Source organism: Geodermatophilus sp. SYSU D00758, from assembly GCF_054049955.1.
In genome coordinates this window covers 43656-64920 of sequence record NZ_JBJGYK010000006.1, presented here as the reverse complement: position 1 = coordinate 64920, position 21265 = coordinate 43656, and the positions used below count along the sequence as shown (strand labels likewise).

Annotated in this window: 21 protein-coding genes; 10 read left to right on the top strand and 11 right to left on the bottom strand. The window is 73.4% G+C overall.

The window, feature by feature from the left end; all coding sequences use genetic code 11:
• Window positions 1-98: 98 nt before the first annotated feature.
• Window positions 99-2327: a PGN_0703 family putative restriction endonuclease gene (locus tag ACI8AC_RS06290; RefSeq protein WP_456896263.1), complete on the bottom strand. Its 2229-nt coding sequence runs from the start codon at window positions 2325-2327 to the stop codon at window positions 99-101.
• Between the two features lie 279 nt (window positions 2328-2606).
• Between ACI8AC_RS06290 and ACI8AC_RS06285 the strand changes: the two genes are divergently transcribed.
• The gene (locus tag ACI8AC_RS06285) at window positions 2607-4232 is read left to right on the top strand and encodes an SIR2 family NAD-dependent protein deacylase (protein ID WP_456896261.1); all 1626 of its coding nucleotides are present in this window, start codon (window positions 2607-2609) and stop codon (window positions 4230-4232) included.
• Window positions 4233-4251: 19 nt separating this feature from the next.
• On the opposite strand, the gene ACI8AC_RS06280 is transcribed toward ACI8AC_RS06285, so the two are convergent.
• The 5 genes from ACI8AC_RS06280 to ACI8AC_RS06260 form a co-directional block, all read right to left on the bottom strand.
• On the bottom strand, window positions 4252-4731 hold the full coding sequence (locus ACI8AC_RS06280) for a hypothetical protein (RefSeq protein ID WP_456896259.1): 480 nt from the start codon (window positions 4729-4731) through the stop codon (window positions 4252-4254).
• A gap of 408 nt (window positions 4732-5139) precedes the next feature.
• Window positions 5140-5796, bottom strand: coding sequence for an HD domain-containing protein (locus ACI8AC_RS06275; protein ID WP_456896257.1), 657 nt, complete (start codon window positions 5794-5796; stop codon window positions 5140-5142).
• Window positions 5797-6044: 248 nt separating this feature from the next.
• On the bottom strand, window positions 6045-6506 hold the full coding sequence (locus ACI8AC_RS06270) for a hypothetical protein (RefSeq protein ID WP_456896255.1): 462 nt from the start codon (window positions 6504-6506) through the stop codon (window positions 6045-6047).
• A gap of 8 nt (window positions 6507-6514) precedes the next feature.
• Entirely contained in the window at window positions 6515-7927 is a 1413-nt protein-coding gene (locus ACI8AC_RS06265) for an ADP-ribosylglycohydrolase family protein (protein WP_456896253.1), read from the bottom strand.
• A gap of 1 nt (window position 7928) precedes the next feature.
• Window positions 7929-8786, bottom strand: coding sequence for an ARPP-1 family domain-containing protein (locus tag ACI8AC_RS06260; protein ID WP_456896251.1), 858 nt, complete (start codon window positions 8784-8786; stop codon window positions 7929-7931).
• 78 nt (window positions 8787-8864) lie between these two features.
• Here ACI8AC_RS06260 and ACI8AC_RS06255 point away from each other — a divergent pair, with 78 nt between their 5' ends.
• Window positions 8865-9533 carry an NUDIX domain-containing protein gene (locus ACI8AC_RS06255; protein ID WP_456896249.1) on the top strand — a complete coding sequence of 223 codons (669 nt, stop codon included), beginning with the start codon at window positions 8865-8867 and terminating at the stop codon, window positions 9531-9533.
• A gap of 46 nt (window positions 9534-9579) precedes the next feature.
• On the opposite strand, the gene ACI8AC_RS06250 is transcribed toward ACI8AC_RS06255, so the two are convergent.
• Window positions 9580-10047: a hypothetical protein gene (locus tag ACI8AC_RS06250; RefSeq protein ID WP_456896247.1), complete on the bottom strand. Its 468-nt coding sequence runs from the start codon at window positions 10045-10047 to the stop codon at window positions 9580-9582.
• 546 nt (window positions 10048-10593) lie between these two features.
• Here ACI8AC_RS06250 and ACI8AC_RS06245 point away from each other — a divergent pair.
• Window positions 10594-10848: a hypothetical protein gene (locus tag ACI8AC_RS06245; protein ID WP_456896245.1), complete on the top strand. Its 255-nt coding sequence runs from the start codon at window positions 10594-10596 to the stop codon at window positions 10846-10848.
• A gap of 216 nt (window positions 10849-11064) precedes the next feature.
• Entirely contained in the window at window positions 11065-11235 is a 171-nt protein-coding gene (locus tag ACI8AC_RS06240; protein ID WP_456896243.1) for a hypothetical protein, read from the top strand.
• A 122-nt stretch (window positions 11236-11357) separates the two neighbouring features.
• Here ACI8AC_RS06240 and ACI8AC_RS06235 read toward each other — a convergent pair whose 3' ends face one another.
• On the bottom strand, window positions 11358-11924 hold the full coding sequence (locus ACI8AC_RS06235) for a DUF6642 family protein (RefSeq protein ID WP_456896241.1): 567 nt from the start codon (window positions 11922-11924) through the stop codon (window positions 11358-11360).
• 218 nt (window positions 11925-12142) lie between these two features.
• Between ACI8AC_RS06235 and ACI8AC_RS06230 the strand changes: the two genes are divergently transcribed.
• The 5 genes from ACI8AC_RS06230 to ACI8AC_RS06210 all read left to right on the top strand — a co-directional run bounded on the left by ACI8AC_RS06230 (window position 12143) and on the right by ACI8AC_RS06210 (window position 18055).
• Complete coding sequence (locus tag ACI8AC_RS06230) at window positions 12143-12868, top strand: hypothetical protein (protein ID WP_456896239.1); 726 nt, start codon at window positions 12143-12145, stop codon at window positions 12866-12868.
• Window positions 12869-12956: 88 nt separating this feature from the next.
• Window positions 12957-14603, top strand: coding sequence for an NERD domain-containing protein (locus ACI8AC_RS06225; protein WP_456896237.1), 1647 nt, complete (start codon window positions 12957-12959; stop codon window positions 14601-14603).
• An 8-nt stretch (window positions 14604-14611) separates the two neighbouring features.
• Window positions 14612-15892, top strand: a complete 1281-nt coding sequence (locus ACI8AC_RS06220; protein ID WP_456896235.1) for a DUF6884 domain-containing protein — start codon at window positions 14612-14614, stop codon at window positions 15890-15892.
• 160 nt (window positions 15893-16052) lie between these two features.
• Window positions 16053-17003, top strand: coding sequence for a matrixin family metalloprotease (locus tag ACI8AC_RS06215; protein WP_456896234.1), 951 nt, complete (start codon window positions 16053-16055; stop codon window positions 17001-17003).
• A gap of 440 nt (window positions 17004-17443) precedes the next feature.
• A complete protein-coding gene (locus tag ACI8AC_RS06210; RefSeq protein ID WP_456896232.1) occupies window positions 17444-18055 on the top strand; it encodes a DUF4352 domain-containing protein in 612 nt (203 codons plus the stop codon).
• 355 nt (window positions 18056-18410) lie between these two features.
• Here the strand turns inward: ACI8AC_RS06210 and ACI8AC_RS06205 are convergent, their stop codons facing one another.
• Both ACI8AC_RS06205 and ACI8AC_RS06200 read right to left on the bottom strand, forming a co-directional pair.
• The gene (locus tag ACI8AC_RS06205) at window positions 18411-18815 is read right to left on the bottom strand and encodes a PIN domain-containing protein (RefSeq protein WP_456896230.1); all 405 of its coding nucleotides are present in this window, start codon (window positions 18813-18815) and stop codon (window positions 18411-18413) included.
• Window positions 18812-19093 carry a type II toxin-antitoxin system Phd/YefM family antitoxin gene (locus tag ACI8AC_RS06200; RefSeq protein WP_456896228.1) on the bottom strand — a complete coding sequence of 94 codons (282 nt, stop codon included), beginning with the start codon at window positions 19091-19093 and terminating at the stop codon, window positions 18812-18814. The genes ACI8AC_RS06205 and ACI8AC_RS06200 overlap by 4 nt, the downstream gene beginning before the upstream one ends.
• Window positions 19094-19535: 442 nt before the next feature.
• On the opposite strand from ACI8AC_RS06200, the gene ACI8AC_RS06195 reads away from it, so the two are divergent.
• The gene (locus tag ACI8AC_RS06195; RefSeq protein ID WP_456896226.1) at window positions 19536-20525 is read left to right on the top strand and encodes a DUF3048 domain-containing protein; all 990 of its coding nucleotides are present in this window, start codon (window positions 19536-19538) and stop codon (window positions 20523-20525) included.
• 67 nt (window positions 20526-20592) lie between these two features.
• Here ACI8AC_RS06195 and ACI8AC_RS06190 read toward each other — a convergent pair whose 3' ends face one another.
• Window positions 20593-21222, bottom strand: a complete 630-nt coding sequence (locus tag ACI8AC_RS06190) for an antibiotic biosynthesis monooxygenase (RefSeq protein ID WP_456896224.1) — start codon at window positions 21220-21222, stop codon at window positions 20593-20595.
• Between the last annotated feature and the right edge of the window lie 43 nt (window positions 21223-21265).

Below are 21265 nucleotides of genomic sequence, written 5' to 3'. Positions count from 1 at the left end.
CTACCTGCTGGTCGTGACGCTCGTCGGAGCGGCACAGGGGCTTGGGACGGGTGGGACGCAAGCGGACGTCGAGGTTCCGCACGTCGGTGCGCGAACCGTCAGACCCCGCATGCGGCGGCGTCCTCTCCGTACCGCGCGACGTACTCGCCCGAGGTGACCGCGGGATCGCAGAAGACGGCCGGGTCCAGGTGGTGGAAGCGGTCGGGCCGGCGGAGCAGCCGCGTCCAGACCTCGTCCACGGTCGTGCCCGCCCGGCGGTGGCTGTCCCGGGTGAGGCTGGCCTGGTACCCGCTGTTGGCCGGCGGCAGGACGTGCACGACCCGCACGGCCGTGGCGCCCAGCTCCCCACGCTTCTCCAGCTCGTGCGCGAGGAGCTGCTGGCGCATCAGCTGGTAGAAGGGCTCGGCCAGCACGTCCTCGAACGGGACGACGTCGGTGCGCAGCGGGCCGTCGTCCGCCGCCCACAGGTGGTGGTAGCGCCGGCGCCGTACGGCGTCCCTCGCCGGGTCGGCCGGGCGGCCGCGCCGGTACTCCTCGGTGTACTTCCACTCCACCAGCGCGAGCTCGGTGCGCCCCTCCGACGTCCGGTACAGGAAGGCCGCGTCGACGCTGGTGTTCTGCGCTCCCCGCATGCGGTGCCCGCCCCTGGCCTCGCCGAGGACGTCCGCCGAGCCGATGAACGCGAAGGTCAGGTGACGTCCCGGCTCGATGGCCATCACCTCGGCGACGCCGAGGACCGAGCCGAACGCCTTCTGCAGCCGAGCGGGGTCCCGGACCATGCGGGTGAGCGCGTTGACGCACTGCACCTGCGAGGACAGCAGGTGGTTGCCCGGCCCGGCACCGTGACCCCGGTGCCACGGGATGCCCAGGTCGGCGAACAGAGCGAGCGCCTCCTCGCGGACGTCGGGGAGCAGGTTGGCTGCGGCGTGCTCGACGGGCAGGCAGAAGGGCAGCGGAACGGACGACGGGCCGCCCCAGTACGGCGCCGGGCGGCGCGCGTCGTCCGGCAGCGCGGCGGTCCGCTCCTTCCAGCGGACGGCACTGGCACGACAGGCGGTGCGGAACGCGTCCTCACCCGTCCTGACAGGCTCCGTCCACTCGGCGGGCACGGTCCGCATGGCAGGGGACACCACCGACGGGTCGGCGTCCGGGCCGAACCAGTCGGTCACGGCCTGCACCGACCAGGCGACTTCGTCGGCGAGGGCGGCCAGCAGGGCGGCGCTGTACCGGGACAGGGCGACCTGGCCGGTCGCGTCGGCACCGACGACCAGGTCGAGGACCAGGCGGGCCGCCGGCGAGCCGCCGAGCCGGTCCGCGAGCACGTCGCGGTAGGCGTGGGCCCAGGTGAGGTAGTCGAGGCCCTGCAGCACCAGGAGGGCGTCGTCGTTGGTGGCCAGCTTGATCTCGACGACGCGCAGGTCACCGTGCCCGTCGAGCCCCAGCAGGTCGACGTAGCCGCGGCTCCACTGCCCAGGCGTGTCCCTGGGGCGCCAGGCCGGCACCTCGCGGAGCGCCGGCTGCTCGATGCCGACCAGGTGGGGACGGCGTCGCAGGACGGCCTGCAGCCAGTGCTCGTCGGGACGGTGCAGGGACCCCTCGCCCGGCTGGAGACGCCGGGCGATCCCCGTCTCGACCGCGGCCTGCACCTCGGCGAGCTGCTCGTCGGTCAGCCGGGTTCCGGAGTCGAGGTCGAGCGCGAGGGGGGCGTGGTCTTCGGTGCTGCCGTGGACGCCGGCCAGGACCCGCATGCCACCCCGGCGGCCGCGGACGGACAGCACCCGCTGCCCCGTGCAGTGCCAGGAGCGCTCGTTCTGCCGATGTGCGGAGTCCAGCCGGGGGTCCCGGGTCGCCCAGTCGACGAGGAGGTCCACCACACCGGCCCGGGAGCCCAGGTGGAGGGCAGTCGCTGCGCCCGTGAAGTCCGCGCGGATGTCGCCGTCCTCCGGGCGCGCGCCGAGGGCGGCGACGGCCGCCGCCCGGTCGCCCACCGGGGCGGGCCGGGCGGTGACGCCGTCGTGCAGCCACAGCTCGGGACGACGTCCGGCGCTGAACCAGGGGAGGCGCTGCGCGGTGGCCGTGCAGTGGTCGTGCGGAAGGGCCAGGACGAGCCGGCGGTCGCCCGCCCAGGTCAGGCCGTACGCCAGCGCGAGCTGGACGGCGTCACCCTCCTGCGGTCCGGCGACGACGAGGAAGCGGTCCCGGTCGCCGAAGTAGGCGAACCGGTCGGACCGGCCGTCGGGAGAGGGTTCCGGGATGCCGATCGCCGCCGCGATGGTGGGCGCGACCTCCCGCTTGAAGGAGGTGCGCTCGGTGTGGCCACGGGTCACGGGTCGGTTCCTCTCGGGGTGCGGTCTGGGCCCGACGAACCGCCGGACTGTAGGTGGGCCAGGCGCGCGTCGTCGTCCCTCCGATGGGGTGTCCGGGACCGCGGCTGCACAGGGGGACGGATGGGGCGCGGGTGCTCACGAGGTACCCGGGGTCCTGACGCCTGCTGCCCGGGACGTGGCGATGGGCACGTGGCGCCTGCCCGGGCCATGCGGCAACGGGGCGCGCCGTACGGGTGAGCGGGCTGCCGGCGGTCTGCGACGGCGGGACAGGATGCGGGCGTGGCAGCCCATGTCTTCGTCGTCCCCGGCACGCTTGATGCACTGCACTGCGACGACGTGATCGTCTCCACGGACCAGAAGGGTCCGGCAGGCGTCAGAGAGCAGTGGTGGCCCGTCCTGGGCTGGGACGGCTCATCGGCACCCGAGGAGCGGGAACGGGTCGTGCGTCTGTCGGGCGCCCGCCGGTACGTGCAGCTCGACCCACGGGGGCGGGAGGGCGGCGGGCCGGCGCGCTGGTTGCTCCACGTGGGTGCGCTCCCCGGTCAGGGCGTCGAGTGGTTGCAGGAGGGTGTCCGCCAGGTCCTGCGGGCGGTCGCCGACACGGCGCCCACCGCCACGGGATCGCCGCGGCGGGTCGCGCTACCGGTGGTCGGTGTCGGTGGGGGCGGGCTCGGTCGTCAGCGTGGCGCGGTCATCGCTGCGCTCCTCGCCGAACTGGAGCGGGCTCCGGACTCCCTCGACGTCGTCCTGGTGGCCAGCAGTCGGGCGGACTACGCCGCGCTCCAGGCCCGCCGGCTGGCACGCGGCATGGGGCGTCTGGACGACGAGTGCCTCGAGGGGACGGCTGCCGCGCTGGCCGGCCGAGCCAGGGCAGGGCAGCTGGCCGTGTTCATGGGAGCCGGCACGGGCGTCGCGGCGGGTCTGCCGACCTGGTGGGGACTCCTCGACGCACTGGCCGCGCGGCTGGACGTCCCCGGTGGCGCTGAGGCGCTGTCCCGGCTCAGCCCGCTGGACGCAGCCGAGGTGCTCCGTCGGAGCGCGCACGCGGTGGCCACCAGCGGTGGAAGCCGGGTACCGGGGGGGACGTTGGGTCATCACGTCGCAGCGGTCCTGGGCACACCGCAGCGCTACGCCCTGGCTCATGTCCTGCTCGCGGCGCTGGGGGCGGAGCAGGTCGTCACGACCAACTTCGACGACCTCTACGAGAAGGCCGTCCAGGCCGTCACCGGTAGTGACGTGCCGGTCGTCCTGCCCGATCGGGAGCCCGAGGACGACCTGCGACGAGGGCGTGGCTGGCTGCTGAAGCTCCACGGCGATGCCCGGCGGCCGGAGAGCATCGTGCTCGACCGGCGGTCCTTCGTTCGCTACGACGCCACCCAGCGGCCGCTCGCCAGCGTCCTGCAGGCCACCCTGCTGACCAAGCACCTGCTCGTCGTCGGCGCCTCCATGACGGACGACAACGTCATCCGCCTCGTGCACGAAGTCGCCACCCTCAACGAGGACCACGACCGGAGCCGGACGATGGGGACGCTGGTCACCCTGGAGCGCCAGGAGCTCACCGCGAAGCTGTGGGCGCCGGAGTTCACCACCGTGTCGCTGGGACCGCCCGGACCGGCGGGGGAGTCGCGGGACGAGGCAGCGGTACGCATCGCGAACGCCGGTCGGTCGCTCGAGATCCTCCTCGACCGCGTCGCCGCTCTGGCTGCTCAGGACTCGGTGCACCACCTGCTGGACCGGCGCTACGCGGACCTCTTCGCCGCCGGGGCGGACGAGGAACGCGCCGTCGCCGAGCAGTTGGCCGGTGCCGCTGAGCGGATCCGGGAGTTCCTCCCGACATCCGAGCGTGGTGCTGGATGGGAGCGAGTGCTCGCCCAGTTGGAGAGCTGGGGTGCGCGCAGACGTTGACCGCCCGTGCGGATGGGGGTCAGGAACAACGGCACGTGGCAAGGACGCTGAGCCGCATGCCGCAGGACGGGCACAGCGGGGTCTCGTGGGGCGTCCGGCTCGTCTGAGCGCCTGCGCGGACCTTGATCACCATGGCCGGCTTCGTGCCCTTGGCGGTACGTCCGTTCCGTGAGGGCAACCGCCAGCGGCGAGTCAGCACCTCGGCGACCTGGGCCTTGTCGACGTCGACCCCACGCGACCGCAGGAGAGCGGCGAGTCTCTTGTGACCCATCTGCGGGTTGGCGTGTGCGGCACGGCGGATCTCCGACGCCAGCTTTCGGGTGACCCGGCTCGTGTCCGTCGCGCGCCCACGGGTGCCGGCTGTAACAAGTGGCCGCCCCAGGACGGCCGCGACCTGCGATGGGGTGACCGGAGTGCCGGCCCTCGTGAGCGAGGCCGCGAGGCTCCTGACGTCGGCCCGGGGATCGACGCGGGCGGCGGTCAGGATCTTCTTGCGCACCGACCTGGGGACGGAACTCGAGGCGCTCCGAGCCGATGCCGACCCGCCACTTCGCCCAGGCGTTCCGGGGGCGGCGCTCCGGCCACCACCGGACCGGGACCTCGACGTCCGGGCGGTCCTGGCGCCCAGGCCGGCATCACGGCGAGCCGACCGGGTGGTCGAGAGCCCTGACGACTGGAGGTCCCAGGGAGCCTGCCGTTCGACGACCTCGTCGTCCGGCGAGTCATCGGGCAACTCGCGTGCGTGGTCCGCGAACCAATCCCCGATCGACCTGGCCACCTGACCTCCTCAGAGCGCTGGGAGATCGAAGATGATCACAGACCTGTGACAGGAAGGACGGGTCAGGCAGTCGGCCGGCCGTCGCCGTCCACCCGAACGGGTGACGGCAGGCCCGGAGACGCATTGCCGCTAAGGCATCTCCTCCGGGACGGCGGACCGCTCGATTCCGGCGGCGGCGAGCAGCTCGTCGACGACGCGGTGCAGTGCGTCGGCGATCGAACTGCCCGGCAGCCGCTCAGTGACCGCCCGGTCGACGCTCGTGTAGTACCAGAGCAGCTCGTCGCGCGAGGCGTTGAACGTCGACCAGAAGTCCTGTCCGTACCGGCGGACGTCGGCGGCGATGCAGAGCCCGTTGTGCGTCTTGTCCGCTGCGGTCACCAGCAGGGCGTCGAGGGGCTTGCCGCTCAGCCCGGCGACGTACGGCCGCTTGCGCTCGGCCCAGGTGCCGCTGCGGTTGCCGTCGGCGTCCAGCCCGTCCGAGCACGCCCGGACGATCTCCGCGACGCCGTCGCCGAAGCGCGATCGGATGTCGGCCAGGACGGCGCCGCCGGTGCCCTTCGGCGCGTCCTCGACGGCGTCGTGAAGCAGCCCGGCAATGGCCTGGTCCTCGCTCCCGCCGTGCTCGAGCACCAGCGCGCTGACGCTCATCAGGTGCGTCAGGTAGGGCACCCGCGAGCCCTTCCGCAGCTGCTCCCGGTGGTGCGTCGACGCGTAGGCCAACGCCTCGTCGTACCGGATCGACAGCGGGCCGCTGCCCATCCAGCGGCGGTCCTCGAGCGTCGTCATCCGTGCCGTCCTCTCGCTCCTGTGGCGACGACCGCATCGGCCATCGCCGGCTCCGTCGTGGTCTGCGGGCCCGCCCGGGAAGCGGGCCGCCGGGCCCGGGTCCGGCAGCCAGTAGCGCACGATCGGGACCTCAGCGATGCCCGGCGCGCGGATGCCGGCCGCCGAGTCCTCAACACCGAGCCCGGGGATGGGGTTGGACCCGATCGCCGGACGACCCGGTCAGGGACCTGCCCCCACCCGGACGGCGCTCATGCGCACGAGAAGCACACGCCGCTCGGCGAGAGCTCGTAGCCGTGATCGGGGCAGTACTGCGCCGCCTTCTGCGACGCCGAGCCCTTGCTCCCGGCACCGGACCTGGGACCCTGCGCCCGCCATGTCACGGCTCCCTGGGCGATGGCGAGGGTCGCGTCAGGGGCACCGGCCAGGGTGTCGGCCGAGACGTGCAGGTACGTCGTCGCCGGCGTCTTCGGGTGGATGGTCGCGCCGGGCAGCCGGGCCGCGAGCGCTGCCGCCTCGTCGGGCTCGACCGCGATCGAGATCCACGTCTTGTGCAGGTAGACGGCCACAGCACCCTCCATGGAGGGGCGGAGGCTCACGTACTGCTCTTGGCGGCCGGACTCGACGGCGGTGCTCCCGGCCAGAGCGGCGGCGAGCGTCCGGATCGGCAGGGCGGCGTCCAGGTCGTCGAGGTGCTGCTGCAGCGTGGTCATGTGTCCTCTCATCGGCGGACGGAGTCGGCGAGCCGCTCGAGTGCCGCGGTGAAGCTCGTGTTCCACAGGCCGAGGTGCGGCCAGCGCTCCGCGACGTGCGCCGTCGCCTCCTCGAGCGACATGCCCTGGCGGATCAGCCAGCCGCGGAGGACGAAGCCGGTCCGGGAGGCGCCGCCGTGGCAGTGCACGAGAAGCCGGTGCCCCTCCCGGTGCAGCGCGGCCATGTCGTCGAGGACGTCGGCCAGCACGGCGTCCACGTCGTGGTTCCTGTCGTTGTCGAACAGGTAGGCCATCCGGCGCAGCGGGTGGGGGAACGGCTCGCCCAGCCGGCACAGCGAGACGACCGCGAAGTCCTCCTCGCTGTACCGGGCGCCGTCCAGGTCGGCGGCCCAGATGCCCGGACCGTCGTCGTCCGCCGGGACCACCTCCGTCGGGCCGACGTTCGCCGTCGCACCCGGGGCGTACGGCGAGCCGTCGCCGCCGTCCAGCGCCGCCGCCAGCTCCTGCAGGTCGGCCGGCCGCCACACCTTCTCGCCGTGGCCGGGCACGGTGCCGTGCACCATCGACGCCCAGCGCATCGGGATGCCGCCCATCCCGTGCACCGCCCCGGCCAGCGCGCCGGCGACGGCGGCCACCGTGTCGGTGTCGTTGCCGAGGTCGATGACCAGCCGCATGACCTCGGCGAAGTCCCGGCCCGTGCGCAGCGCCCAGACGGCCTGGGCGAGGGTCGGCCACACCGCGCCGTTGGCCATGCCCGGCCGCGGCGTCCAGCCGGGGGAGAGGTGGTCGGCCCACCTCTCCCGGTGCTCGTCGGCGACCGCCTCCAGGGCGACCGGGACGGCGGCCAGCGGGTCCCCGCCATCGAGCGCGACTCGCAGCAGCTCGTGGAAGATCGCGCAGCCCTGACCCGCGGCCGGGTCGCCATGGGTGAGCGCGGAGATCCGGCGGGCGGAGTCCATGGTCGCCTCCCGGCCCTCGCGGGCGAACCGGACGGCCGCCGGCGTCGTGCGCATCAGCGAGCCGTTGCCGGCGGCCCGGCCGGTGCGCTCGAAGTGCTGGGCGGCGGCCCGGTCCCACGGCAGGCCGGAGCGGAGGACGGCGGCGGTCTGCATCCCGACGTCCGGAGGCCCCGCGGTGGCCCACGCCCGGAACCGGTCGAACAGGTCGGCCTCGTCGAGATCGCCGCGCTCCACCAGGGAGGTCGCCACGAGCAGCGCCATCTGCGTGTCGTCGGTGAACTCGCCGGGCGCCCAGCCCAGCGAGCCGCCGCCGCACATCTCGGTGCTCGCGCCGCGGGCCGGCTCCGGGAACCGGGCGGAGAACCGCCCGGGCTCGCCGAACTCGAAGGGTGCGCCCAGGGCGTCGCCGACCGCCGAGCCGACCAGCGCGCCGGCGACGCGGGAGGAACGGGACAGGGTCATCTCAGGCCTCCTGCAGGGGGTGGGTCAGGTCGACGGCGGTGAGGTGGACGGTGCGTTCACGCCACGAGACGGCGTCCGTCCGGACGCGGCCCCCGCCGCAGAGCCGCCGGCCGAGCCCGGCCGGCCCGTCGGGGTCGAGCCGCGTGCGCTCGACGCGCTCGGCCAGACCACGGGCCAGGGTGGCCGGCGTGCGCAGTTCCGGGCGGCCGACCGCGTCGAGGGCGGCGGCCTGCATGAGGCCGGACCAGTGCGCGCGCAGCGTGCGCGCGGAGTCGAACAGCTCCAGCCACGCGGGGCGCCCGGCGACGCCGATCAGCAGGCCGCGCTGGCCCTCGAGCGGGCGGAGCCCGCCGACCAGTTCCTGAGTGCGCAGGGCGGACCGGTCGAGGCGCTCGGCCAGCGAGTCGGTCGCCGACGGGCCGGCGACGGCCTCGTAGCGGTGCACCCGCCGCCAGACCTCGGCCTGCGAGTGCAGCCGGGGAAGCACGCCGAGGGGAACGCGCCGCGCCTGCCGCCGGTGCACGGTGCTGCCGTGCCAGCGACCCTGCTCGACGCAGACGACGGGGAGCACGGTCGGCCGGTCGGGAGGCAGCAGGGTGGTCGCCGTCAACGCGCGGTGCTGCATGCCGCCCTCGAGCAGCTCGCCGGCCAGCAGCAGCACCGGCCGGTGCGCCCGGTTGGTGACGACCAGCTGGTCGACGGCCGGGGAGCCGGCCCGCTCGGCCACCTCGACTGGCGCCGCGGCCCCGGTCAGGTAGCCGGTGGGGGACGGCGGCGCGTCCGTCCAGACCGGGAAGACCGCGAGCGGCCCCCGGTGCGTGCCCTGTCCGACGTGCAGCCGGACGCCGATGTCCGTCATGACGACCACCCTCCCCTGGTTAGCGCAACTCTGCGTCAATCGAGAGATTAGGCGGAACCTGCGCTAACGTCAACAGGCGTGTACCGCGACAGCCACGGCAAGGCGCTGACCGACTACCCGCGACCGTCGGTCGCCGTGGACACCGCCGTCCTGACCGTGCCGGACGACGAGGCGCGTCTTGCGGTGCTGCTCGTCCGGCGGGCGGACGGTCACCACGGTCAGGAGTGGGCGTTGCCCGGCACGTTCCTGCACGAGGGGGAGACGCTCGCCGTGGCGGTCGGCCGGTCGCTGCGGGACAAGGCCGGCCTGAGGCCGGACGTCGCCCCTCGGCAACTGCACGTCTTCGACGACCCGACCCGTGACGACCGAGGGTGGGTGCTCTCCGTCGCGCATGTCGTGGCCCTGCCGTGGCGGGACGTCGAGCCGGTGCTCTCTCTCCGACCCGACGCGGTCTGCGTCCGGTCGGTGGACGACATCACCGGTCTGCTCTTCGACCACGACGACATCGTGCGAAGAGCCGCCGCCGACATGCGGTCGGTCTACCGGGAGCGTCCCGACCCCGACGGGCTGCTCGACGAGCCCTTCACGGTGCGGCGGCTGTACCGGTTGCACGACGCCGTGGCCGGTGGCCTGGGCTACTCGGTCGACACCTTCCGCCGCGCGATGCTTCCGATGCTGCGCGAGACCAAACGGACCTCCGAGGGCACCGTGGGCAAGCCGGCGCAGCTGTACGTCCGCCGGACCTGACGGGAGCCCAGGTCGCGCTGCCGTCGCGGCGCGACCCGGGCGTCGATCAGCTCGCCCGACTGGTGACGGTGACTGCCCCGCCCGCCGGGGCGACGAGCGTGGCGTTGCCCTCCGTGTCGACGGTCAGGGTGTATCCGCCCACGACGGCGCGGTGGACGCCGTGGTCGACCTGTTCGGTCTCGACCGTCCCGCTACGGAGAATCTCGGTGTCGAGGTACCGCACCGGACGCGCCTGTCCTCGAGTCCACGTCACGGGGCTGGCCTCGCCGACGAGCGAGGACCAGTCGCGAGACGGTGTGCCGTCGAACCGGACCCGCCCGTCCGTGCCGCGGACGAATCCTGTGACGTCGTAGGCGGTCACCACCTCGGACTGGTACACGCCGCAGATGACGTCGCCGTAAGCGGCGATGGCGTCATCGGAGACCAGTGCCCAGTCGCCCAGGGTGACGTCGGCGGCGTTGCGGTGTCCGGAGATGACATCCGGCCAAGACTTGCTGAGGTGTACGAAGATCATCCGATCACTCCCTCGTCCGAGTCGATGTACTGAGTACATTAGCCGATGTATCGAGTGGGAGTCAAGTACTTCACCCGAATGATCTGAGTTCTTGTCAGCGCACTGTCGTTGGGCGCGCTGTCGGGCGGCTTCCGGGTGCTGACACCCGCCCGCTAAACGGCCCTCGACCGGACCGATGTCCCGCTCGCCGCCGCCCGCCGATGGCGCCAAGACCCCGTCGACCGCCTCGCCGGACGGCGGTCGCGGGCGTGACGTACAAGGCTCGTCAAGGAGGCGTTGACATGATCGCCGGGTCGGTGACCGTGGGCGAGGGGAGATCAGGGGCAGCGCCCGCAAGCACGCGGACGCCGACGTCCTCCGTGCCTGGGAGAACGCGCTACGCATCGTGACTCAGGAGTACGAATTCGAGACCCGGCTGCTGGTTCTCGGACCGGCCCGTGACGGCGCGCTCCCGGAACTGGTGGCCGTTACGGGGGACAACCCGACCCGGATCACCCACGCCGACCGAATGCGTCCCAAGTTCCTGGACTACCTGAGGTGACAGACATGGCCGACGCGAAGCACGTGACCGAGCAGACCGCTGCCGAGCAGTGGCTCGACGAGCTCGACCCGGCGACGACGCAGTCTCGCGACACGACGCACTTCCGCCGCATCCTCGCCGCCAGCAAGGCAGTGAGCGCAGCCGAGGAGGAACTCCGCAAGGCGGTGGCCGACGCCCGGCAGGCCGGCGACTCATGGGCGATGGTCGGCGCCGCCCTGGGCATCTCACGCCAGGCCGCTCAGCAGCGCTTCAGCAGGTGAGTGCAGGAACCCGGCGCCGGAATCCTCGGCCGGGCGTGGCGATGCAATGCGTCGGCATCGTGCAGCGGCGACGACCAGGTGGGGCATCCAGCCCGCGCCTCGATCATCACAGTTGTCCCGCCGGCACCAGGCCACCTGGGCCTTTGCGGCGAGGCCCCTCGTGGGCCGGCTTCCGTCCGTACGCTCGGCCGCAACCGACCACGGAAGGACGGGAACGTGGGCAAGCACCTGCTCGACGAGACGGCCGAGTTCACCCTGCCTCGGGTCGCGCGGCACGCCGCCGCCGACGAGGGCGAGCTGGAGCAGACCCAGCGCTTCAACTCCGGTCTCCGACCGCAGCGGCCGGCGCCCACCGCGCGGCAGGACCCGGAAGCCGACGCCCGCTGACCGCATCGGGCGCCCGCTCGTTGAGCCCGGGTACTCGAGGCCGGCCCGGTATGTGGGAAGACATCGCGGGCAAGGCGGCGCAGCCGTACCGGCGGACCTGAGCGCTCACCTCGGTGGGCACGTCACGAGACCCACGACCTCGTGGCCAGTCGAAGCCCCAGGCCGTCGACGAAGTACGGGTGACGCTTGCACAGCCGGGTGTGCAACTTGCGGATGTCGACGCTGTCGAGCAACTCGGGTAGGAGGGTGAAGTCGAACGCCGCGGACTCGGCCCATCCGACGTCCTTCGTGTAGCCCGCGATCGCCCGTGCTCCGGTGACCTCGACGAAGGCGCGCAGGTCGTCGTCCGATGCGCCGAGCGTCCCGCAGGAGCCGAAGTAGACGGTCCGGTCGGTCAGCCTGCCGGGGACCATCTCGGCGATGTCGGCGAGGGTCAGTGAATCCCTGCCGAGGTGGATGACGCCCCGCTCACCGTGGAAGGACAGGTACGCCAGCGGGAAGCCGGCATAGCGAGCGGTGACCCACTTCTGGAGGTAGTACGCGAACTCGTCCCGGGTCGCGGTGTTGCGGTGGACCAGGCGGTCGCGCCGCATCGTCGTCAGCATGTCGAGGCCGGGTCGGACGCTGAGCTTCTCGGTCATCCGGTCGCCCCACTCGCCCTCGAGGCAGAAGATCCCCTGGTTCGGCATGGCGGTCAGGGTGCGGAGTGCCGGTCGATCCATCGAGGAGGCGCGGCCGGGTGGGACGACTGGGTCTCGTGTGCCGAGTTCGACGGCGGCGTCCCCCGATCCGTCGTCCCGTGATGTGAAGGTGCTGCTCCCCGCCACCGGAGACGAGGAAAGCCGTGCGCATCGGCACCTGAAACCTGCTCAAGTACCCGACCGCCGCCTCGGAGAAGGGCCCCGCCATGGCGGCCTGGCTCGACGAGCAGGACGTCGACATCTGGCTGCTGACCGAGGTGCACCGGGACGGGGACCCGCGGGGCAGGAAGCTCGCGGTCTGGCCACCCCGGGGTTTCGGTCCGGACCACCAGCGCTGGGCGGGCATCGCGACCACCCTGCCGTCCGGCACGCTGCGCACGGTCGGCGACCCTGGCCATGCTGGGGAGGAGGGCCTCTCGCTGGCCCGGCTGGTGGTCGACATCCCCGGGTCCACGGTGCTGGTGGCTTGCTCCGTCCTCCCGTGGAAGGACCCCGGCGAGTCCTGGCCGGGGCTCCCGTCAGGAGGGCACGCCACGCAGCTCCGCCACGTCCTCGACCACCACGTCGCGCGTATCGCTGCGGAGCGGCTGCCCGGCGAGCCGATCATCTGGGGCGGCGACTTCAACCAGCCGCTGACGGAGCCGTCCGCCCTGGCCACCGTCGAGGGAGCACGTGCGGTGCGCGCGGCGTTCGACGGCTTCGGCCTGGTCCCGCTCACCGAGCGCGCTGAGCACCTGAAGCCCGGCTACTTCGCGATCGACCACCTGGCGGTCAGCGCCGAGCTGGTCGACGGGGATCCCCTCGCCGAGGTGCACCGCCCCCCGTGGGAGCACGGGGCGTTGAGCGACCACGCCGCCTACATCGCCGAGATCCGGCTCTCCCTGCCGTCGGCCGCCGTCCCGCCGGCGAAGGTGCGCGCCGGCATCGGGTGACCCGCGAGGAGGACGCGGAACGCCGACATCCCGGATTCGCGCCCGCTGACTGCCAAGCTCCCCCGGTGCACGCAGGAGGGGAGTCTTCGTGACGGCGCGGTTGTTCCCGGACGAGCCGGCGTTCGGCTCGGCGGCCGAGCAGCTCCTCGTGCAGATCCTGCAGGAGCAGCTGCCGGACAATGCCGTCATCTTCTGCAACCTGCCGTTCAGCGACGGCGGGGAGGACCGCGAGGCCGACGTGGTCGTCGCCTGGCCCGGCGTCGGCCTCGCCGTCGTCGAGGTCAAGGGCGGCAGCGTCTCCCTGCAGCGGGGTGAGTGGCGGCAGGTCGGCGACGGCATCGACCGCGTGATCCGCCCGGTCGACCAGGCGGTCGCGTGCAAGTACCTGCTGTGCGATTACCTGGCCGACCACCCCCGTTGGACGGCGGGCCGCCCGCGGACGGCGCACCTGGTCGCGCTGCCGGCCACCACGCTGCCGGCCGACTTCCGGGCGCCGGGGCTCGCCCGCTGGATGGCCCTCGACAAGACCGACGTCCCGCACGCCGCCGCCCGCATCCGGACGGCGCTGCAGCAGGTCCGCGACGAGCCCGAAGCGCCCACCGACCGCGACGTGGAGGACCTCGTCGACTGCCTGGCCGGGACGGCGATCCCGCAGCAGCACCTGGTGGCCTGGCTCGCCGAGCGCGAGGCCGCCTGCGACCTGCTCACCCGGGACCAGGCCAAGGTGCTCGACCTGCTCGCCGGCCGCAACCGGGTGGAGATCACCGGCGGCGCCGGCTCGGGCAAGACCTGGCTGGCCGTGGAGAAGGCCCGGCGGCTGGCCGCCGACGGGCAGCGGGTGGCGCTCATGTGCTACTCGCGGGGCCTCGCCGAGTTCCTCCGGCGCCGGGTCGAGAAGCTGCCGAAGCGGCAGCGACCGGACTACGTCGGCACCTTCCACTACCTCGGCATCGGCTGGGGCGTCCCCGAGGGCTCGGACGACGACAGCCGGTACTGGGAGGAGTTCCTGCCGGCGCGGATGGTGTCGCTGGCCGGGGCCCTGCCGGAGGCCGAGCGCTTCGACGCGATCGTCGTCGACGAGGGGCAGGACTTCGCCGCCAGCTGGTGGGACGCCGTCCTCGCGGCCCTGCGCGACCCCGCGACCGGCGCGCTGTACGTCTTCTCCGACGAGGGCCAGCGCATCTTCGCCCGGCAGGGCCGGCCCACCGTCGCGCTGGAGTCCTTCCCGCTGACGGAGAACCTGCGCAACACCAAGCAGATCGCCGGCACCTTCTCCAGCCTCGCGCCGGGCATGCGGGTGCGTGGCCTCTCCGGAGTGCCGGTGCGCTTCGTGCCGTGCACCTCGGAGGAGGCCGTCGACGTGGCGGACGACGTCGCCGCCGCGCTGCTCGAGGACGAGGACTGGCCGCCGGAGTCGGTGGCCCTGCTGACCACGCACGCGCGGCACCCGGTGCAGAAGGAGCGGCAGGCCGAGGGGCAGGACGCCTACTGGGCCACCTTCTGGGACGACGAGGACCTCTTCTACGGGCACGTGCTCGGGTTCAAGGGCCTGGAGCGGCCGGCCGTCGTCCTCGCCGTCAACGGCTTCCGCGACGAGTCCCGCGCCCGGGAGATGCTCTACGTCGGCCTGTCCCGCGCCCGCGACCTGCTCGTCGTCTGCGGCGACCTGGAGCTGATCCGCCGCGTCGGCGGGGAGGGCGTCGCCCAGCGCCTGACGGCGGCCGCCACGAGATGAGGGACGGCGTGGACTTCGTCCTGAACGGCACCCGGTACGCGCTCGACGCCGAGACCGTCCGCGCCGCCGTCCGCGGCCGCACGCCGGACGAGGTGCGCGAGCACTGGGTGGACGTCGACGGCGTGCGCTGGCCACCGAAGCAGGTGTTCGCGCTGGCGACCGGCCTCCACCGCGGTGAGTTCACCTCCCACACGGCGCTCCGGCAGCTCCACCGTCTCCGCTTCCCCACCAGTGACTGGAGTCCTGCCGGCCGCGGAGCGACCGCTCCCGTAGAGCCGGCTCCTGGTCCGGCGTCCGTCTCCTCGACCCGCGTCGTCCTGGTCGGCTGCTCCAGCAGCAAGGCGTCGGCGGCCCGCCCGGCGGCCGAGCTGTTCACCGGTGCGGCGTTCATGAAGGCCCGCGACCTGGCGAGGTCCTCCGGCGCCCACTGGTACGTGCTGAGCGCGAAGTTCGGCCTGCTCGACCCGGCGGAGGTCGTCGCGCCGTACGACGTCTACCTCCCGGACCAGCCGGCGTCGTACCGGGCGGCGTGGGGTGCCTGGGTGGTCGCCCAGCTCGGGGTGCGGCACGAGCTCTCGGGCGCGGTGGTCGAGGTGCACGCCGGCCGGGCGTACTGCGATCCGCTGCGGGCGCCGCTGGCCGCGGTCGGGGCCACGCTCGTCGAGCCGCTCGCCGGTCTCAAGCAAGGGGAGCGGCTGGCCTGGTACGGGCGTCGGCCTGCGTCCGACGAGCTCCGGCTGACGCCCGGCTCATGTGTTGTTCCGGACGTGAGCCCGCTGCTCGATCCGGCGAACGCCGCGGCTCCCACCGCCTTCCTCGCGGCCGGGCGGGCCGCGGCCGACCGTCCCGGGCTCTACAGCTGGTGGGTCGACGCCGCCGGAGCCGACGAGCTGACCGCCGGGCTCGGGCACCCGGTCGAACCCGGGCTGGTCTACGCCGGCCGGGCGGGCGGGATCCGGCCGAACGGCTCGGCCTCGACGAACACGCTGTGGGGCCGGGTCGCCGAGATGCACCTCGGCGGCAACCGGTCGTTCTCGACCTTCCGGCTGACCCTGGCGGCCTGCCTCTCGGCGTCCTCCGGACGCGCGGTCGGCGAGGCGGAGGTCAGCGACTGGATGCACGCGCACCTGCGGGTCGCCGTCCTGCCGCTGGCGCCCGAGGACGTCAGCCTGGGGGAGTCGCAGCTGCTCGAGGAGGCCGATCCGCCGCTGAACCTGAGCGGGGTGCCACGCACCCCGCTGCGCCAGACCCTCACCCGGCTGCGCTCGGCGCTGACGAGGTCGGCATGAGCAGGAACGGTGTGAACCTGGCTGGCCCGCGGGCGGCCTCTTGATTCTGACGCCGCCCGGCGTCCTCCGATCGGGGCACGACCGCGCACGTGGCCTGGCGTGTCCCACCTCCTGCCCGCTGACATGTCGTCCGGGACGGGCCCGGGGCGAGGGGACAGCGGTGGTCAGGGACGGAGCGGGGCAGGGGGTGCCCAGCGGGCTGCGCACCTCGCCCACCGGCAGGGTGCCGCAGTGGGTCCTCGACGAGGCCGGCGGTCGGCCGCCCGCACCCGTCCCGTGGCGCGCCTGGGAGCCATCCGGACCGCCGACCGGTCCCGGGCGACCGCGTCGGCTCCGCCGGGCGATCGCCCTCGCGCTGCTGCTCGGCCTGGTCGGGACCGTCGCGGTGGTCGACCCGCTCGACCTCCTGGCCGGCCGTGGTGCCGCACCGGCCTCCGCCTCTTGGCCCACTCCCGGGATCGAGGCGGCGGACGCGCCTCTCGGCACCCCGCCACCCGCTCCCGTCCCGGGTGGGGCGCACACCTTCACGGCCCGGCAGGAGGACGGCGTGCAGCCGGTGGCCTACGACCCCTGCCGGCCGGTCCACTACGTCGTCCGCCCGGACAACGCACCCGCCGGTGGGGAGGCGGTCGTGCACGAGGGGTTCGCCCGGCTGTCGGAGGTGACCGGGCTGCAGTTCGTCTTCGACGGCGGTACCGACGAGTCGCCATCGGGAGACCGGGTGCCCTTCCAGCCCGACCGCTACGGCGACCGCTGGGCACCCGTGCTCGTCTCCTGGCGGACCGAGGCGGAGGTGCCGGAGTTCCTGACCGACGTCGTCGGGCTGGCCGGCAGCGCGGCGGTGTCGCGACCCGGCGGGCCGGAGGTGTTCGTCACCGGCGCCGTCGACCTGGACGCCGCGGCCTTCGGCCATCTGCTCGCGGACGAGGCCGGAACAGCCCGGGCCCGTGCGATCGTCCTGCACGAGCTCGGTCACCTGGTCGGTCTCGACCACGTGACCGACCCGGCGCAGCTCATGTACCCGATGACCAGCACCGCGCTCGACTACGCCCCGGGCGACCTCGCGGGTCTGGCCGAGCTCGGCCGGGGAGAGTGCGTTCCGGAGCTCTGATCGCCGGTTCGACGTGGTGATGTACGCCGTCCAGGCCGCCTCGCGCGGCATGAACGCCGGAGCAGACCGCCCGACCGTGCAGGTCGAGCTCGTCCTGGCCGGGGACGGAGGCCGCACGGAAGGCCGTGGTCGGCGAGGGCCTCGAGGTCGCTGACGGATGATTCGCCAGAGGCCTCGATGCCCGCGCAGCACCGCCCGGGAACGCCACAGGAGGTCGGAAGTGCCAGCCACGTGCATGCATCGCTGCCAGGCCGCATGTGTACCGGTGGGGATGACCCATCCGTGACGTCCTTACCCATGGCCGGTCATGGGGAACGGCTGGGGTCCCCTGGGGCCACTGGGCCGAGTGAGAACCTGCCCCGGCCATTTCTGGTCAAGAGTTGTTCCGGAGCCGCCGAGACGGTAGCTGACGTTCCGAAACGACCATGGAGTGGATCTCAGTGGCACAGCAGACCGAGCAGCCGCCCGTCGCGCCCGAGGGCTACAAGCTCAAGAAGAAGAAGCCGATCTACAAGCGGATCTGGTTCCTGGCGCTCGCCGCCATCGTCCTGATCGTCGTCATCGTCCAGGCTGCCGGCGGTACCTCGACGTCGTCGCCGAGCAGCACCTCGTCGGACGGTGGCGCGGCGGCCGGCGACAGCTCGGCCGAGGCCGCGGCCGCCGGCATCGGTACCCCGGTGCGGGACGGCAAGTTCGAGTTCACCGTCACGGGTGTCGACTGCTCGCAGACCGAGCTCGGGACTGCACCCATCACCACCACCGCTCAGGGCGTCTTCTGCATCGTGTCCCTGAACGTCTCCAACATCGGCAACGAGGCCCAGTACTTCGACGCGTCGAGCCAGGTGGCGTTGGACGCCCAGGGGCGTGAGTTCTCCGCCGACTCCGGCGCCGGCATCTACATCGGTGACGCCAACAGCTTCCTCGAGCAGCTGAACCCGGGCAGCGCCGTCGACGGCCAGCTCGTCTACGACGTGCCGGCCGGCACCCAGCTGACCGACATCGAGCTGCACGACTCGCCCTTCTCGGGGGGCGTCACGGTCTCCCTCGGCTGAGCAGCGCGCCTCGGCACACACGGGTCCCGGTCACCTCATCGAGGTGACCGGGACCCCTGTGCATCCAGCGGCATGTGACTCCGGGCGTCGCCGACGGCCGGACGCCGCGCGGGCCAGCGGGAGCGTCGTCCGCAGGTGAGAGCCCCTGTGCTGGCTCATCGGGGAAGGCGGGCCGAAGGGCATGCCGTGTGCTTCGGGTTCGTCGCCAACCCGGCAGCGGTCGACGACGTCGACGTGCTCGCCGGTGCGGTCGAGGCGGAGGCGCTGTGTCGACTCGTCGAGATGCCGACCGTGGGTCGGCTGAGCCCGCCGGCCGGAGCTTGGAGGGGAGCCACCAGGTCAGGGAGCCAGCGGGTTAGGACGGAGCCGTCAGGGGGAGGCCCACGTCGGTCGCCGCGGCGGCCAGTTCGGAGTCGTAGCTGACGAAGTCGGTCAGCTCCGACCCGAACGGCTCGGCCGTGGCCAGGTGGATGGCGTCCAGCGAACCGAGCCGGCGGAGCCGGTAGCCCTTCGCCCGCACGAGGGCCGCGCCGCTGAGGTCCAGGACGTAGAGGCCGCACAGCGCCTGCCCGGCCACGTACGGCACGCGCCGGTGGTCCACGCCGGCGCGCAGGAGAGTGCGGGTGATCCCCCGATCGGCCAGCTCGCTCGTCGCCAGCTCGTTGCCGGGGGGAAGCCGACCGTGCCAGGCCCGCAGGGCCTCCGACTCCGGCTCGCGCCTGACGAACCTGATCGGTGCGCTGGCTTCGAGGTCGATCAACGGCTGGGCTCGCGGCGCCGATCGGCCATCACGAGGTCCGCCAGGCTGGCGCGCTCGGGTGCGAGGTCGGGGATCAACTCCGGCATGCCGTGGTCGATCGGTGCGGTGGCTTCTCCGGCGGCCACGAGGTTGTGGAGCGGGCCGGGCCGCTTGACCTCGCGCACCATGCGAAGGATTGTGCGACCGCGATCGGTGACGAGGACGGTCACGCCGGCCCGGACCCGCGCCACCGCTCGGGACGGGTTCTGGTTCAGTTCCCGCAGATCGATCGTCTCCACGTGCACAAGGCTCCTACCTCTCTAGGTACCTCAAGGGGTCGGTGAAGCTCGGGCGAGGGGAGTCTCGGAGCATTGACGGCCGGGTCGGCACCAGACCCGGGCTCCGGGCTGGGGCGTCCGACAACGTCGTGCAGTCCTGGTGCCGAGCCCGCGAGGCCGTGCCGATAGAGGAAGGGCAACGCCTCGCCGATCCAGGAGTCCCGACGTGCCCCGGTCCACCACGTCCCGGCCCCGCTCGGGGGCAGGGACCGGCGCGCGGCCCACGAAGGGTGCACGGCCCACGAAGGGCACGCGGAGCCCGCAGGGCACTCGGTCGGCGAGGACCACCCCGGTCACGAAGCGGCCCGCCCCGGCGCGGAAGAGGACGGCGAAGGGCCGCCGCCGGTCGAGGTCCGGACGCAGCCTCCGAGCCGCCCTGCTCGTCGCTCTCGTGGTCGCCGGCGTGGTCGGGTGGCAGGCGGCGGAGGAATACCTGCGCGACGTGCCCGTCCTCGGCGAGCTCGTTGCCGACCCCGCCCCGCCGGCCGGACCCGTCTGGCCGCTGACCGGGGTCCCCGCCGACGCGGTCGCCGACCGCCCGGCGCTCGCGGTGAAGATCGAGAACTCCGTCGACGCCCGCCCGCAGACGGGGCTGAACGCCGCGGACGTGGTGTGGGAGCAGGTCGTCGAGGGCGGGATCACCCGGTTCGTCGCCGTCTACCACTCCACCCTGCCGCCCGAGATCGGCCCGGTGCGGTCGATCCGCCCGATGGACCCCGCGATCGCCGCACCGCTGGGCGGGCTGCTCGCCTTCTCCGGTGGCGTGCCGCCCTACGTCGCCGCCGCCGAGGCCGCGGGGCTGCAGGTGATCCGCCAGGACTCCGGGGCCGCCGGCTTCTCCCGGACATCGACCCGCGCGGCGCCGCACAACGTCTACGCGGCCCCGCAGGCCCTCGTCGACCAGGCCGACGCCGCCCACCGGACCCCACCCGGCGCCCAGTTCGACCACGCCGCGGCCGGCGAGCAGCCCACCGCCGTCGCTGCGGGGCGACCGACGGGCACCCTGGAGCTCACGCTGTCCGGGATCAGCTCCCCCGGGTGGGCCTGGAGCGACGCGGACGACCGCTGGCTGCGCAGCGAGGGCAGCACCCCGGCCGTCGAGGCGGACGGCCGCCGGATCGGCGCCACCAACGTCGTCGTCCTGCGGGTGGACGTCGTCGCCACCGAGGCCCGCGACCCGGCCGGCAACCCCGTCCCCGAGACGATCCTGACCGGCACCGGCGAGGCCCTCGTCGCCTCCGCGGGGCACACCGTCGAGGCCACCTGGTCCAAGCCGGGGACCGGCGACCGGGTCACGCTGACCGGCGCGGACGGCGCCCCGGTGACGCTGGCGCCCGGGACCACGTGGGTCGAGCTGGTCCCCACCGGCACCGGCTCGGTCGCCACCGGCTGACCGCGGCAACGGAGCCGGCCGCCGAACGGGGCCGCCGCGGAACGCCACCCGGTGCGGCGGTCGAGGGCTACGCCGTCTCGGGCACCCGGAGGTGGGCGAGGGCGAGTTCGAACTCGGCGACGTCGAGGATGTCGATCCCCATCGTCCGGACGGCGTGCTCGCGGGTCATCCGGGCCTGCTCGCGGGTCTGCTCGAGGGCCGACCGGCTCTCCAGGACGACGGTGCCGACGGCGCGGCCGCTGTCGCGGTCGACGAGCAGGCTGAGGCTGCAGAAACCGGGCATCTGCTGGAGCCGCGGCATCAGGTCGTCGCGGTACATCTCGAGGACCCGGTCGACCCGGTCCGGGTCGGTGCGGCTCCAGGTGACCCGGCAGCAGGCGCCGCTGCCCGTGGCCTGCTCCCGGTGCATGACGGCGATCTCCCACTCCTGGATCTCGGGCTCGCCGGCGCCGACGCCGAAGCGGTCGACCATCTGCTCGCGCATGGGCCGGACGTTCCGGTCGCTGTTCCTCATGGCCTGCCGGTCCTCCCAGGCCGAGGTCACGATGTACCGGCCGGACTCGCGGTCGCACATCATCGACAGGCCGACGCAGCCGTCCATGTCGCGCATCGCCGGCCACACCTCGTCGCTCATGTAGGCGATGGCCTCGTCCATCGATCCGGGGTTGGTCATCAGGGTGGTTGAACGGGCATACATCTCCCGGCTCCTCTCGTGCCGGCGGCGACGCCCCGGCGGAGTC

Excerpts from the sequence above, each read along its gene's own strand:
- ACI8AC_RS06260 (WP_456896251.1), bottom strand. The coding sequence starts at position 8,786 with ATGACGGACATCGGCGTCCGGCTGCACGTCGGACAGGGCACGCACCGG.
- ACI8AC_RS06270 (WP_456896255.1), bottom strand. The coding sequence starts at position 6,506 with ATGACCACGCTGCAGCAGCACCTCGACGACCTGGACGCCGCCCTGCCG.
- ACI8AC_RS06275 (WP_456896257.1), bottom strand. The coding sequence starts at position 5,796 with ATGACGACGCTCGAGGACCGCCGCTGGATGGGCAGCGGCCCGCTGTCG.
- ACI8AC_RS06190 (WP_456896224.1), bottom strand. The coding sequence starts at position 21,222 with ATGTATGCCCGTTCAACCACCCTGATGACCAACCCCGGATCGATGGAC.
- ACI8AC_RS06230 (WP_456896239.1), top strand. The coding sequence starts at position 12,143 with ATGGCGGCCTGGCTCGACGAGCAGGACGTCGACATCTGGCTGCTGACC.
- ACI8AC_RS06250 (WP_456896247.1), bottom strand. The coding sequence starts at position 10,047 with ATGATCTTCGTACACCTCAGCAAGTCTTGGCCGGATGTCATCTCCGGA.
- ACI8AC_RS06235 (WP_456896241.1), bottom strand. The coding sequence starts at position 11,924 with ATGCCGAACCAGGGGATCTTCTGCCTCGAGGGCGAGTGGGGCGACCGG.
- ACI8AC_RS06265 (WP_456896253.1), bottom strand. The coding sequence starts at position 7,927 with ATGACCCTGTCCCGTTCCTCCCGCGTCGCCGGCGCGCTGGTCGGCTCG.
- ACI8AC_RS06245 (WP_456896245.1), top strand. The coding sequence starts at position 10,594 with ATGGCCGACGCGAAGCACGTGACCGAGCAGACCGCTGCCGAGCAGTGG.